Consider the following 15,129-nt stretch of genomic DNA (forward strand, 5'->3'; position numbering starts at 1 on the left):
AACGGTACGTTCAACACTCGTACATGGTTGTCATCTCATTTTTCCGCGATCGTCATGGCGCGCGCGGACCGGCCCCGCCCATGTTGCGGTGTGGTTTCCTTGAGATATGTCAGCGGGTGCGGAGTTCACGATCGACGAGCTGGCACGTGAGGCCGGAACCACCGTGCGCAGCGTGCGGGTCTACCACGAGCGCGGGGTGCTGCCGCCGCCACAGGTCAAGGGGCGCACCGGGTTCTACGGTCCGGAGCATCTGAATCGGGTGCGGACCATCAGCCGGCTGCTCGATCGTGGCATCAAGCTGAACGGGATCCGGGAGTTGCTGGAGGCCTGGGATCGCGGCGACGATCTGGGTGACATCCTCGGCGTGAGCGAACATGACGACGTCGCCGCGGCAGGCGTCTCCGAGCGGCCCGATATCGCCTTCCCGTCCGAGGCGCATCCCGGCGGCGACGAAATCGCCGTTGCCGCAACCGAACTCGCGCAGATCTATCACGAGGTGCCGAACGGGCTGGCGCGGGTGATCGCCGCGGGAATGTACGAACCGGTCGACGCGGCCACCTATCGGGTGGTGGATCCGCAGATCGTGCGGGTGGCCGATCAGCTCGCTGCCGCGGGTTTGCCGCAGACGCAGGTGCTCGACGAGCTCGAGCGTCTGGTCGCCGATTGCGATCGCATCGCGCGGCGGTTCGTGGATCTGTTCGAGCGCACCGCATGGCAGTCGTTCCAGCAGTCCGGCCGCACGACCGAGGATGTGGCCGAGCTGGCGTCGCGGCTGACCGAGGCGCGGGTCGCGCCCGGCCGGGTGGCCGCCGAGCTGGTCGATCGGTATGTGGGGCGCTATCTCGAGCGCGATACCGCGGAGCTGTCGGAGATTCTGCCGGAGCGGTGAGGGCCGCGGCGCGCCGGTCGGCGCGGCGAAACGGGCGAATCATCCACGCGCCCAGCACTCTTAACAGTCCCTTAGGGCATTGCCTGTCGAGAGGTATTACGAAACGAGTTTTCGCCGTGCAGGATTCGGCAGCGATGAGGAACGAGTTCGGCGATCGGGACCCGGGGGGCCGGGGATGTGCCGAACCGCCGGAATGCCACTGCAGGGAGGCATTCACGTGACGGTGGTTCGGCACATCCCCGACCGGGCCGATCGGGTCTGGGACACAAGGTTTGCCAGGGCTTCGCCATAGTGCCGGGAACGGTGGATTCCGGGCGGCCTTCGACCCTGCTGGGACCCGGGCCCCGAGTTCCGGCGGCTTGCGTATTCGTCTCCGTCGGGGGGACGGTGGACAGCAATGGTTCGGACAGTTGCCAACCGAAGCGGGCACAAGCGAATCCACGGCCCGGGGTGCAGGAGAGGGATGGGTGATGGGGACCCAGAAGTGGGAGATCGACCCGGAGTCGTTCACGAAATCCGCTGGGAAGACGCAACATGTCGCCGACCGAATCGGTGAGATCTGGCAGACGCTGGATACCGGCCTCTCGGCGCTCGGTGAGCCGTGGGGGACCGATAGGACCGGCAGCCAATTCGCGAATGGCGACGGCGACAACGGTTATGTGAAGACCAAGGCCAATGTCGAACAGGGCCTCACCGGTCCGCAGGGCATGATCACGAACATCGAAAACCTCGCCGACGGTCAGCGCCGGACCGGCGAGAAGGTGCGCAGCGAACTCGAGGAGCGCAATCGCCAAAGCTTCGAAACGCGAGGGTAGTTCGCCATGGCGGGAGGATTCGGTCCGGACAGTCATCCGGATCTGATGGAGGATATCCAGTCCACGCTGGAGACGATTTCACGATTGCAGCGCGAGCGCACCACACTGCTCGGGCGGGCGTCGGTGCGGCGCGGCCGGGTGACCGCGGTCGTCAATGCCGACAGCGTGCTGGTCGATCTGAAATTCGGCCGCGATGTCGAGGATCTCGAGTATTCGGAACTCGCCCGCGCGGTCATCGAGGCGGTGCAGCAGGCCTCGGCCGATGTCGCGCGGAAGTCGAAGGAATTGATGGCGCCGCTGGATGAGCAGCGGGCGCGACTGCCGAAGCTGTCGGACCTGGTTCCGGGCATGCCGGATCTGCGCGATCGGGTCCCGAAGCCCGAGCGGGCGCCGGTGACCAAGCCGGTGACGCAGGAGATCTTCGGCGATGCGGATAAGTACGATTCCAGAGAGCCGGGTGTCACCGATTCCGGTTGGTAATCGGGGATCGACAGCTTATGGATCTCATGGATGCCCTCGGCTGGGTGGCCGGGTCCGAGTGGCCGAACGGCGACCCGGGCCGGATGCGCGCGCTGGCGGGTTTGTGGCGCGCGGCGTCGGGGGATTTCACGGCGCTGGAAAACGATATCGATGCCGCCAAGCGGGCGGCGTTGGACGCCTATCCGTCCGGACAGGCGCGCGACGAAATCGCCGCGGCCTTCGATTCGCTGCGCGACGGCGCCGGTAAGGCCATCGACGATCCGACCAATGGATCGGTGCATCGGCTCGCGCACGATTTCGGCAGCATCGCCGACGGTGCGGACAGTACGGCCGATGAGATCGAATCCGGCCAGTGGATGGTCGAATCCTCGCTGGGATTGCTGGCGATCGAAATCGCTGCCGCATGGGCCTTTCCGCCGACCGCGCCCACCGAGGAGGCATTGGCGGTCGCCTTCACCAGGCTGTCGATTCGCATGTTCATCTCTCAGGTGCGCGCGCGGATCGCCCGGTGGGTGGAGACCAAGATCGGCAATATCGTGCTGCGCTTCCTGCTCCGGCACGTTCTGATCAATACCCTGATCGGCGCGGGGCAGGATGCGGCCATTCAGCTCATCCAGATCGGGGAGGGGCATCGCAAGGGCGGATTCGATGTCGATCGATTCCTGGTGACCACGGTCTCCTCCGCGGTCGGCGGTATCGGCGGCGCGCGGGCCGGTGAGTTCGCCGGGCATCTGCTCGCGGATGTCGGGATTCGCCCGTTCTTCAAGGACATCATCGCCGCGAAGGTGGGCGGCCTCGCCGGTGGCGCGGCGGGGTGGGCGGCCGGGCTGGCGACCCAGTTCGGTTTGGATGTCGCTCAGAAGGATTGGAATACGGCGGTCGGGAATCTGGAGAAGGGGATCACCGAATTCGATCCCCGGATGCTGACCGGCGGTGCGGCCAGCGGTGCGATCACCGGCATGTTCAAGGGTCCGCTCACCCGGCGTTACGAGATGTCGCAGACCGGGGGGCGTGGGGTGGCCGCCGGGGTGGATCCGCAGGCGGCGCGGGTGGGTGGCGTCGGGTCGATTGATCCCGAGTTCGATGCGAATCATGGTGGTACGGCGGCGGATTCGCCGGTGGGCGGTGGTGGCGGGGTGTCGGGCGGGCCGCGTGCCGGGCTGGCGGGGGATGGGTCGGCGGTACGTCCGGCGAGTGACGGTTCGGCGCCGCGTGGGGGTGGATCCGACGGTGCGGATTCGAGCGGTCAAAGCCATTCCAGTGCAACCGAATCCGGTGTCACGCGACCGCAGTCCGGGGTCGGTGGCGACGGGGCCGCCGGTGACAGCTCGCGAGCGGCGGCGCAGGTTCCCGCATCCGATCGCGGCGCGAGCGCCTCACCGATCCGCACCGAGACCGCGGGTGGTACGGACTCGGCCCGTCCGGGTGGTGACACGCGTGCGGCGGCGCAGTCGGGAACCGATCGAGCAGCAAGTGGCCTGGCCTCCGATCGCGGCGCGAGTCCGGCGAGGGCCGGTGCCTCCGAGACGAATTCGCCGCGCGGACAATCCGATTCCGGCCCACGTGTGCGTGCCGAGTCCACCGGGTCCGAGGCGCGTGGCTCCAGCCGACCCGGCGGTGAGGCCGGTGAGCGGGTCACCGCCCGTTCGCCCGAGGGTACGAGCGGCGGCGAAAAGCCCTCCGGCGCGGGTGATCGTGCAGGTCACTCGGGTGAGCGGCCGACGGCCGGTAGTGATCGCGCCGCGGGTATGCCCGAGAAAACCGCCGGTGCAGGTGATCGCGGTGCGGGGGTTTCCGAGAAGCCGTCTGGTGTGGGTGATCGCGCCGGTGTCTCGGAGAAGCCCTCCGGTGCGGGTGATCGCTCGGCGCGGGCTCGCGAGGGAGCGGGTGAAGACCGTGAGCCGCAACGGCATTCGGAGCCTGAGCGGGAGCATTCCGGCAGGCCCGGCGAGTATCGGGGGCGGAGGCATGACGACGAGCCGATTCCGCCGTTGGTCGGCGCTGGACATGGTGAGCCGGGGGCGCGGCCCGAATCGGCCGCGCATGCTCGACCGGGCGCTGCCGATGCGGGGGACGGATCGTCGCGGCCGCGCGATCCGGGGGAGTCGCAGCGGACACCGTCGCGGTCGGAGGCCGATCGGGGGCAGTGCGGTCCGGGTGCGCTGCGCAAGCTGATCGACAGATTCGGCGACAAGTTCGTGCGGCTGCCTGAGCGTACGGTCGGCGCGGAGGGGATGAGCGTCGGTGAACTGGTCGGGGCCACCGGCGGTCGGTTGCGCGACATCGTGGGCGGCCATGCCGAACTCGCGGAGACACTCCGCAAGATGAAAGACGGTGCCGCGGCGCTGGTGGTCGACCATTACACCGGTGGGCGGGATCGCCACGGCGTGGGCGCGCACGCGTATCTGATGGTCAACGAGCGTGGCCGGATCGTCATTCACGAACTCGACGGTGAGCACGGTTATCCGCCACGGGTCACCCGCGAGCTCGGCAGGACGCAGGCGGTCCTGTTCGACGGCAAGGGCCGCCCGGTCGACCGCATCAGCAACCGCGCCCGCACCTGGCTGATGGCGGAGGGCGAGACGGACGCCGCCGCGGCCGCCGAGCGCGCGACCACATTCGGTGCATATGCCGACGCCATCCGAGATGCGCTCTCGCGCATGCCCGACGGCCGGGCGGTGCTGCACGCCCTGGGACCCGACGGCGATCCGGCACAATTGCATCAGGTGCGCGAGCTGCTCTCGGAATCCGAAGCGGGACAGCACATCCTGGCCGTGCTCGATGAGCATCCGAACCGGTTCGCGGCCGATCGCGAGCCCGACGGTCGCTGTGGTCAGCTGTCGCTGCGCGAGTTGTCGCGGATGTTCGGCGACGACTCCGGGATCCGGGAGCCCGGGCGCGCCGTCGGGCCCGAGGGGATGGCGCGCGAGGAGCTGATGGCCGCGGCGGGCGGTCGGCTCGCGGAGTTCGGCGATCACTCCGAGATCGCGAATCGCCTGCGGGACTTGGGTGATGGGGCCGCGGCGCTGGTAGTGGACACCTACCACGGTCCGGCCGATCGCGACGGCGTCGGCGGACATGCGTATCTGCTGGTGAACGAGGATGGGCGGATCGTGGTGCGCGATCCGGCGGGGGGGATCGAGCGCGGCGATCCGTCGGGGTTGGGCCGCGATGTGCGCGGCACCGAGGCGGTGCTGTTCGATCGGGACGGGCGGCCGATCGACGAGCTCGACGAGGCGATGCGGGACCGGTTCGAGCAGGGGGCCGCCGAGCGGCTGGGCACCGAGCAGTGGGTGGGTTTCGGACGTCTGCTCGGGGCGTATCCGGATCAGGCGCGGGAGTTGTTGCGCAGCACCGATATCGGGCGCGAACTCCTCGATCGGCTGGCGACGATGCCGGTGCACGAGGTCTTCGAATCGCTGCCCGAACGCGGTACGGCCGCCGGTCTCTGGCACGACCATCTACATGCCGCCCGGGTGTTCACCTCCGGGCGCACACTCGTCGATCAGGCCTTCACGCTGCTGCATGAGCTGACCCACGGTGAGATGTTCGTGGCGGGGCGGCGGATTCCGAGTCCCATCACCGATATCTCGCGGGCGGAGTACATCCGGCTCAAGGTGACCGAGGAGACCGACTGCTTCCTGCGGGAGGCGGTGCTGGCGAAGGAGTTGCGCGCCAAGGGTGTCCGGGTGGATGTCGGCGGGATCGAACATACCTATGACACGGCCTATCAGAAGGCGGTCGCCCGGCGCGGGCGCGATATCACCCTGTCTCCCGAGCAGATTCACGAGCGGGCACACGAATCGGCCTGGGAGGCGGCCTATCACGAGATCCGTGACTTCCGGTGGCGTGACGGCGGGAGCTACGCGAAGGCCTACGGCGGGGAGTGGGACAAGACCGCCGACCATCTGGCCGCCCATCCCCAGCAACCGCCGCCACCGCATGCGGCGCCCGCCCGGCATCCGCGCGACTACGACCTGACGCCCGAGGGCATCGCGCGCATGCGTGCGGTGGATCTGCATCGCAGTCATGACGATGTGCGGCTGCGGGAACTGGACGCCACGCTGTCGGATCTGGCGATCGAGCGGGGCATCGCCGCACGCGATACCGCCGACCTGCGCCACCGGGTGGCCCGCGAATTGGCCGCGCGGGAGCGCGAATTGGCCACCGCGCCCCCGGAGCGCACGCCCGATCTGCTGCGCGATCAGCACCGGCTCCGCGAGCTGTCCGATCTGACCGACGAACGCGATCTGCGCTCGCACACCCGCACTTGGGATCGGCTGCGGCAGCAGCACGCGGTCGTCGCCGCCGACGTCATCGATCGAATGGTGCGGGATAATCCTGGGGCACAACGCATCGCGGAGCATGCGGTGCTGCTGCCCGGCGATCCGAAGCGGCTGGTGATCGCGGCGCAGCCCGGTCGTCACCACGATGTGCTCGACGATCCCCGGGTGATCGAGGCGGGCCGCGACGCCCAGGTCGAGTATCGGGCAGTGGTGCTGCAGGCCGGTGGTGCGATCCATATGTGGGAGCCGCCGCGGCTGATCGAACGCCCGGCGGAACCGTCGTTACATCCGCAGCGGTTGGTGGAGACGGCGACACGCGAGCGCCTGGCGCCGCTGTTGGAACGGCTGCGCGGTACTAAGGCCGGTGAGTGGGCCGAGGGCGTGCTGCGCGATGTCGAGATCGTCCATACCGCCGATCCCGCCGAACACGGTTACGACTCGGTGGGTAGGCGGCTGGTGCTCGACGTCGGCATGTCCGACGAGCAGCATCTCGGCGAGCTGGTGCACGGTGCGATCCACAGCGAGATCAGCGCGAGCCGCGATCGGGTCGAGGCGCTGCTCGAGCCGGCGAGATTGCCGCGCGACGCCTTCATCGAGCGGATGATCGGTGAGGAAACCCGCGCGCACGCGATGGAAATCGTTGCGGCGCTGCAGCTTCGGGCCGGTGGAATCGCGGTGCCGGAGCCGGTCGGTACGCACGCCTATACCGAGGCGTACTACCGCGCCCGGGCGCGGTTGGTCGACAGCATGGGCCTGGACGGCCGGCCCGTGCCCGAGCGGTTGGCGCCGGTGCTGGATCGGATGGCCAACGAGGCCGGTCTGCTGGCGTTGCGGTCCGAGGTGCGGGAGCACCGGATCGGCGACGAATCGTATCGCGACCATTACGGCGAGATCTGGGATCGTGCCAATGGCGTGCAGCCCTGGGACGAGCGGGTGCTGGCCGCGCGAGCGAGCGGCGTGCGGACGGTCGAGCCGCTCGGCGAGCACACCACCGTGATCGGGGTGCGCAAGGTCGAGCTGGTCACCCATAACACCGGCGACGTGTACATCCGCAAGACGATGCTCAACTCGCGCTTCGCGGCCGCCGACGAACTGTCGGCACATCTGGCGCGGGCACTCGGCGTGCCGGCGCCGCGGGCGAAGGCCGTCGGGCGCGAGGTCTACTACGAGGGCGTCGATCCCGCCCTGGCCGAGCAGCTCGCGCGGGAGGGATACGGCCGGGTCGGCATCGGCCTGCACGACGCCCTGGTCGGGCTGCCGCGCGGCGTCGACCGACTGGTGATCGAGCCGGACGGACGGCATGCCTGGGTCGATACCCATCGGGCCTTCGAGACCCCGAACCTGACCGCCGAACATGTGACCCGCTATGCCGAACGCTTCGTCCGGGCGCGCCCCGACGGCCGCGTCGAATTCGTGGATCACAACCTCACCCAGCCGGAGCTGGCGGTCATCCGCGATCGGGTGCGGCGGACGCGCCCGGAATTCGTGGCGCTGGACCGCGAACACTGGCACGACCTCGTCCTCGAGCGCCTGACCGAGATCGAATCCCACGCCCGCCCGGATCCCGTCCGCACCCGCGACGAGACCGATCCGCGCGAGGAGCCGGATCCGCCCACCCGCCCGACCAGGCGGCGTACGGATGAGGTGAGCGATGAGTCGCAGACGCGGCGCGACGGTGTGGACGATGAACCGCCGACTCGGCCCACTCGGCGGGGCGGACCGGTGGAGACTGAAACATCATCGGGCCCTGAGACTTCCGGTCCCCGGGGCGAGACGACGACTCGGCCGCACCAGGTTTCGGCTCCGAATGACGGATCGACGCCGCATCCGGGTGGCAACGGAATCGACGGGGATCCCCCGATCCGGCCTGTCCGTCGTCTGTCGGATCAGCAGCCGCCGCTGCCCAGGGTCGTGGATCGGCCGGGTGAGACAGTGTTCCCCGACTCGGGTCCGGCCCGGGTACGACCGGAACATGCTGTACCGCTGAGTGGTTCGCATGACCGGTTGACGTGGTCCTATGACGAGCTCGAGTCGCATGCGCGGACAGATTCCGAGCCGCGCATCGGGCGGGCCTTGGACGCCGTCCCTGATCAGCTGCGAGATCTGTTGTCGCAGACCGACAGTGGTCGTGACTTGCTGCGCACCCTCGACGAGGGGCTGATCCGCGAACAGCTGGACACCGATACGCCCGCCGGTGCGCACGGCGAATTCACCGTGGGCGATATGACCGCACTGGTGGCCACGGCCGGGCGGGCCTGGGACGCCGCGCGCGCGGCGGAGCCGGGCGAATCCGCGCGCCCCGATCCGGGCGACGGCAGCCGCGATCCCGGCGAACACGCGGTGCGTAAACTCGCCCTCGCACCCGAGCGGACCGCTGCCGGGAACCACGTCGACCGCGAGCTCCGGGTTCTGCTCGACGATGCGAATCGCGGCCGCTGCGGCGAGTTGTCACTGCGGGAACTGTTGAACCGATTCGGCGACGAATCCGGGATCCGCCTGCTGGAGCGGGTCGTCGGCGCGGAGGGGATGACCCGCGGAGAGTTGATCGCCGCGGCGGGTGGGCGACTGCACGAGTTCGCCGATCATGCGTCCGTGGCGAATCGGTTGCGGGAGTTGGGCGATGGCGCGGCCGCGCTCGTGGTGGATATGTACCGGGGGCCCGCGGATCGGCACGGCGTCGGTGGACATGCGTATCTGCTGGTGAACGAGGACGGCCGCATCATCGTGCGCGATCCGGCCACCGGCGCCGAGCATGCGGATCCGGCGCGGCTGTCCAGGGATGTGCACAGCACCGAGGCAGTGCTGTTCGATCGCGAGGGCCACCCGATCGATCGGGTCGACGAGCCCACCCGGGAGCGACTGCTGCGCGAGGCGCAGCGGGATTCGGCCGCGCGCGAGCGTGATTCGGTCGGGCAGAGCCGGGAGACGCCCGAGGAGCGCGCCGCGCGCGAGGCCGCGGAGCGGGCCGAGCAGATGCGGCGCGAGGCGGATGCCGATCCGGGGAGCTGGCTGAAGGAACAGCTGGCCCGGCAGGCGGAATGGTCGGCGGAGCGTAACGCCGAGCTGGCGGATTGGGTGCGGGAGTTGACCTCTCGCCCCGAGAAGTCGACCGGCGACGGCGGCGAGCAGCTGCCGCCCGGGACTGTCGCGGAGCCGCCCGCGACTGTCGCGGAGCCGCTGGGGAACGGCGCGGAGCCGCCGGGGAACGGCGAGGAGCCCGAGGCGCATCGTCGCCGCCCGCTCGATCAGGTCCGCAAGTTTCTCATCGCCGACGCCGCGGCGCGGATCGACGATCCGCCGCCGAACCGGCCCGAGGCCGAGATCGCGCACGCGCGTGATCTGGTGGAGGCATTACGCCTCGCCGAGGCGCTGGGCGATCATCCGGATCCGCTGGCCGCGCTCCAGGATCTCGCCGAAATGGCCAGGGTCCGGGGCTTCTTCGACCCCGAGGGCGGGCCACGGACGATGCGCTATCCGGAGGATATGGGCCCGCTGGACCTCGAGGAGGTCTACGCCGGGGAGGAGTATTGGCGCTTCGAGGGCGACGAGCAGGCGCCCAAGGAGCTGGGTTCGGGCCCCGGACACCGTGCGCTGGAAGGTGATTCCGGAACCTCTGCGGGCCACCACCGTTCGGAATCGTCCGAACCGCGGATCCGGTCCGAGGGGGAGTTCCTGCGGCGGCTGCGGGAGCGGCTGGGCCTCGACGATCGGATCGAGACCGAGCGTGATCGAGTCCTGCAGGAGCTGCGGTATCGAATCGCATTGCGTGCCGGTGCGATCGAGGCGCTGGCCGAGCAGATCGTCCGGCACGAGGAGGCGACCGATCCCGAGCACGCCGCACAGATCGCCGCCGTACGCGACGGCTGGGCCCGGCTGCTCGGGGTCGATCCGGCCACCCTGGAGGCGGGCGCCCGCCGACTGGCCGAACTGCGCGAAGACATTCGGCGCGAGGCCTACGATATCGCCGATCTGGCAGCCCTCACCGATCCCGATCGCCTGCCCGCGCCGCCCGGCGTCCACGATCTGATCGTCGAGGTCGGCGGGGAGCGGGCGCGGTTGCGCGCCGAGCCCGACGGCGAAGGCGGTTGGCGCATCAGCGAATACGAGCCGCCGCGCCCCGCGGGGACCGAGGAGCCGACCGAGGCGACCGCGGCGGAGAAGAAGTCGTGGCTGCGCAGGCTGTGGGAGCAGATCCTCGCGCCGCCGGTCGAACCCGCCCCGGGCGCGCCGTCCGGATCCGGTGGGGCGCTGCAGACCGCGACCGAGCCCAAACATGAGCACACCGGCGGTGGCGCGCCCGATGCGGCGGCGCCGGTGCCCGTGCCGCCGCATCCGGTCCACTCCGATGTGACCGCCACGATCGACGCGCTGAGCGGGGCCGACGCCCTCATCAAGAAGCTGCCCCTGGGCCTGGCCACCGAGCTGATCACGTTCTGGAAGCAACGCGAGCGCATCGGCGACTTCTTCCTGCGGCGCGGCCACGACCATTCGGCGCCGCCGTCGCGGCTGGCCGACGGATCCGAATACGAGCCGTGGTTCAGCGAGGCCGATCCGAATCTGGCCGCCCAGGTCGGCCTGCCCCGCGAGCAGCTCGAGCATTTCAACCGCCCCGACGAGCCGGACGAGGCCACGCCCGTCGAACCGGTCGAGCGGCGCCCTGAACTGCCGCCCGGCGACCATCCGGAGCATGAACAGGACTACCGCACCGGCACGGAAGGGCTTGCGGCACTGCAAGATCAGTTGCGCAGGGTCGACGATCTGGGCGCGGAGCGATCCGAAGCCGCCGAGCAGATCGTCGCACTGACCCGCGAGTACGGCGTCGACCTGCCCGATCTCACCCATGAATCGGTGCGCCGCGCGATCGATCATCTGGAGTATCAGATCGCCCGCCGCGCCGCGGTCGCGGAGGGGCTGCTCGACGCCACCCGCTGGTACAACGCCGCGGACGCGATCGTGCCTTACAGCCACGAGATCGATGCGGGCAGCGACGATCCCATGGCGCGGTTCCTGCAGGAGCTGGTGCGCGCCCACGACGCGGACACCTGGCTGCAGAAGTGGACCGGGATCAACAACAAGACCAGTTCGCCGCCGCCCAGCGCCGCCGAACTGTTCGACGAGCACGGCCGCCCGCGTGACAGCGGTCTGCGACTGTTCTTCGAGGAGGCGTTGCGCCGCGAGCAGATTCGCGAGCAGCGCGCCACCTGGGAGGACATGCTCTCCGGCGATGTGCCGCGCGATCCGCGACGGCTGGCGGAGATCCGGTCCGATCTGCGGGAGGGGACCGAGCGGCGCATCGAGGCGCTGGGGCGGCTGCGGGAGCTGGCCGAGCAGTATCGCAGCGTCGACGAGAGCTATCGGCACGCGGGCGAGGAACTGATCGAGCAGACCGGAACCGCCTGGCTCGAGCGCGATCTCGGGGGAACCAAACTGAATGACGGGGTCTGGCGTGTGCCGGGCGAGCCGGATGGGCTGGTCGTGCTCGCGACCGAGCCGCGGCACGAACAGCTGCTCGCCCGCTTCCTGCGCGACCATCCCGAGCAGGCGACCGCGGTGAACCGCGGGGAGCTCACGCCCGATTTCCGGCTCGGCTGGGTCGATCACGACGGCGCGGTGCGCATCGCGGGAATCGACACGCCGCAAGCACGTTTCGTCGATGCCGAGATCGACGGCCGTCCGGTGCGAGCGATGCTGGTGCGCGATGAGGGCGGCCGGTGGCGGCTGGTCGACGAAACGCCGGAACGTCCCGTCGAGGAACTCGAACACGCCGCCCCGCACGAGATTTCGATCGCACCGCAGCGTCCGGTGAACGAGATCGAACGGCAGGTGCGGGAACTGGCACAGCGGCTGGAGCTGCCGCCGCGAGAACTGCTGTCCGGGGCGGGATCGGATCTGGTCGGCGCCGAGCTGCTCCGAAATGCGGTGCGGGCGGTGCAGATCGAGGCGCTGGTCGACTACGTGCGCAGCGCCGACGCCATCGAGCGGTTCAACGATGCCGCGATGGTTCGCGCGGCGCTGGCCGATCGCGTCGGGGTGCGGCCGGGTGAGCTGACGCCCGAGCGGGTCGCGGACTGGCTCGCCGACCCCGAACGCAGTGCCACCTGGCGGAATCGGATTACCGAAACCCTCGCGCAGTATTCGCGTCAGATGCGGAAGGTCGATGGCGACGCCGTCAGCGCGGCGCAGGATCGGCTGGCGCGGCGGCTCGGGTTGGCGGCGGAGGATCTGCATCCGCACAAGGTCGGCGACGATCTGGTCTACAAGACTGACGCCGAGGATATCGACGGTAAGCGGCTGGCCCGGGAGATCGCCAATCTGGCTTATCGCCCGCACGAGCGGGGACGGCTCACCGACGCCCTCACCGAATACGTCCGCGGGCTCATGGAATTGGACGCTTCCGATCCGGTTTGGCACGGCGATGCGCGGGCCGATCCGCGCATCGCCGGGGCGGGAATGCCGGGGCATGAACCGATCGCGCATGAGCGCCTGCGCGAGCTGGTCACCGATTTGCTCGGCGCCCACGAGGCGACGCCGGAGCGGATCGCGCGGCTGCTGCTCGATCCCACGCTGGACCGCACGCAGCGCGATGGACTCGTGCGCGCGCTCGTCGACTGCGTGCGCGAGCTGAATTACGGTGCGCGCGGCGATATTCTGATCGCCCGCAACCGGCTGGCCCCCGGCCTCGGGCTCGAACCCCGCGATCTGTACGGGCACCGGACCGACGCGGACTTCCGGCAGCGACCCGATCCCACCGGCATCGGCGAACGCCGGTTGCGCCGGGCGCTGAACAAACTGGTGCGCCGCGGCCGGACCGACGAGGTGATCGATCCGCTGACCGAATTCGTGCGAACCGTGCTGGCCGCCGAACCGGCGGCCAGGCCCGGCGATGCGAATACCCGTAGTGAAATGCGGGTTTTCGATGACAGCGCGCCCGGACATCTGCACGAGGTACTCGGCGATCCGGTCGATTTCGCCGGACGGCTCGCGGGCAATGCCGGACTGGCCGAGCGCGGCGTACACCGCGATTGGGCCCGCATCACCGGGCTGGACGCCGATGGCGCCGGATTCGTCGAGAAGTACGAGGAATACGAGAGGTTCCGCAAGGACCTCGAGGATGCGCACGAGGCGGCGGGCGGAAAACCCAAGAAGCCGACCCTGACCGAGGAACAGCAGGCCCGCGATGCTGAGCTGCGCGCCGATCTGCAGGCGCGCCTGGACGAGTACGTCAAGGTCTACGACGCCTTCCGCGACGGCGTCATCGAGGCCCATGAGCGCCTGTCGGCGCAGGACCTGGCCACCGCGCATGCCGAGCTGCGCGCCGAAGTGAGTTCGCGCGCACGGGGTTTGCGGGAGTTGTCCGCGCTGCTGGACGAACATCGCCGCGCCCAGGACGAGGGGCCCGGTGAGGAGGACGGGGGCGCGGCGCGGACCGCGCCGGAGCCGACCCGCGACGACGACAGCGACGGTGGTGCGCAGCGGCGGCCGGCGGAGGCCGAGGATCAGTCCGGCGGGCGGGGTGAACCCGAGGGATCTCAGACAGCGCGGGAGAGTGATCCGGCCACACAGATCTCGGAAGACCAGGCAGGTCACAGTGATTCGGACACCACGGCGGCGGTCGAACAGCGCGAGGAGGCGGCCGCCGAGCGCCACGGCCTCATCGGGCCGGAGCCCGAGCCTCGCGAAGTGGCACCGGCAACGCCGAGGCGACCCGAGGGGACCGGACGGGTGTTCCTGTCGCGGATTCCGCATCCGCCGCATTTCTTCTCCGTTGATATGCCTGATGACGAGTGGGAGCCGCCGGAGCTCGAGGCGCCGGAGGTGGATCTGCCGCCCGAGCCACCGGAGCCGAAACCCCCTGTGCCGCTGGGATCGTCGGCCCCGCCCTTCCCGAGCGGGCCGAGTTCGCCGGAGCCACCGAGTATTCCCCCTGCGACCGGCGGTACACCTCCGACGGGGCAGCCGCCGATCCGGCCGCCGGATGGTGTGATCCCGCCGGACTGGCCGGTGCCGCAGCCGAATCCGACCGGTGGGCGCCTCCCTGTGCCTCCGGACATTCCAACTCCGCCGCAGCTACCGCCGATATCGTTGCCGCCGGGAATGACGGCCCCACAAGGGAATACAGGTGGTGCGGGGCGGGCGCGCGGTGGTACTCGGCGGTGGGAGCCTGAACGGCGGTCGGAGCCCGCGCGATTGGTGGTGCAACCAGCCGATGGGATGGGTGGTCCCGCGGCGTTCGATCCCGCGACCGGGGCGCTGCACGGGCTTTCGGCGACGATCGGGGCGACGGCCGGGATCTACGGGCGGTTCGGCGAGGCGCCGGGGGTGCTGTATCGGCGGGACGGGAGGTTGTGGTTGTGGGTCAACGGTGGGGCGGTCGATCTCGATGATGCCGCTGTGCGCGTCTATTGGGGGCGGTCGGATGCGACGCAGGCCTGGTTCCAGGTGGGTTCGGCGGGTGCGTGCGTCTTCGATGCGCGGTATCCGTTCCCGGGGGCGGATCTGGACTTCGGCCGGGTGATCGAGCAGATCGTGGCCGATCCGGCCCGGCGGGCGGGGATCTTCCGGTGACGTCATGAGGTATGCAGCGCGTCGTCCGATGACCGGAATACTGTCGTCTGGCGTCGGATATGCGCGCGCGGCAGGATTCGGATATCTCTGTTGT

At 69.8% G+C, this 15,129-nt stretch carries 4 protein-coding genes; all 4 read left to right on the plus strand.

Translation table 11 applies throughout. From position 1 onward, the window contains the following. The first annotated feature begins 106 nt into the window (after positions 1-106). The 4 genes from ACIA76_RS08415 (at position 107) to ACIA76_RS08430 (ending at position 15,035) form a co-directional block, all read left to right on the plus strand. Entirely contained in the window at positions 107-889 is a 783-nt protein-coding gene (locus tag ACIA76_RS08415; RefSeq protein WP_397149984.1) for a MerR family transcriptional regulator, read from the plus strand. Between the two features lie 470 nt (positions 890-1,359). Continuing rightward, the gene (locus tag ACIA76_RS08420; protein ID WP_397149986.1) at positions 1,360-1,704 is read left to right on the plus strand and encodes a hypothetical protein; all 345 of its coding nucleotides are present in this window, start codon (positions 1,360-1,362) and stop codon (positions 1,702-1,704) included. Positions 1,705-1,710: 6 nt separating this feature from the next. After that, on the plus strand, positions 1,711-2,184 hold the full coding sequence (locus ACIA76_RS08425; protein WP_397149988.1) for a YbaB/EbfC family nucleoid-associated protein: 474 nt from the start codon (positions 1,711-1,713) through the stop codon (positions 2,182-2,184). Positions 2,185-2,201: 17 nt separating this feature from the next. Continuing rightward, a complete protein-coding gene (locus tag ACIA76_RS08430; RefSeq protein WP_397149990.1) occupies positions 2,202-15,035 on the plus strand; it encodes a hypothetical protein in 12,834 nt (4,277 codons plus the stop codon). Positions 15,036-15,129: the final 94 nt, after the last annotated feature.

Origin of the sequence: Nocardia sp. NPDC051570 (genome assembly GCF_044454005.1) — a bacterium.
GTDB lineage: Bacteria > Actinomycetota > Actinomycetes > Mycobacteriales > Mycobacteriaceae > Nocardia.

What these genes read in the sequence shown, in the direction of transcription:
- ACIA76_RS08415 (WP_397149984.1), top strand. Translation starts at nt 107, where the DNA reads ATGTCAGCGGGTGCGGAGTTCACGATCGACGAGCTGGCACGTGAGGCC.
- ACIA76_RS08420 (WP_397149986.1), top strand. Translation starts at nt 1,360, where the DNA reads ATGGGGACCCAGAAGTGGGAGATCGACCCGGAGTCGTTCACGAAATCC.
- ACIA76_RS08425 (WP_397149988.1), top strand. Translation starts at nt 1,711, where the DNA reads ATGGCGGGAGGATTCGGTCCGGACAGTCATCCGGATCTGATGGAGGAT.
- ACIA76_RS08430 (WP_397149990.1), top strand. Translation starts at nt 2,202, where the DNA reads ATGGATCTCATGGATGCCCTCGGCTGGGTGGCCGGGTCCGAGTGGCCG.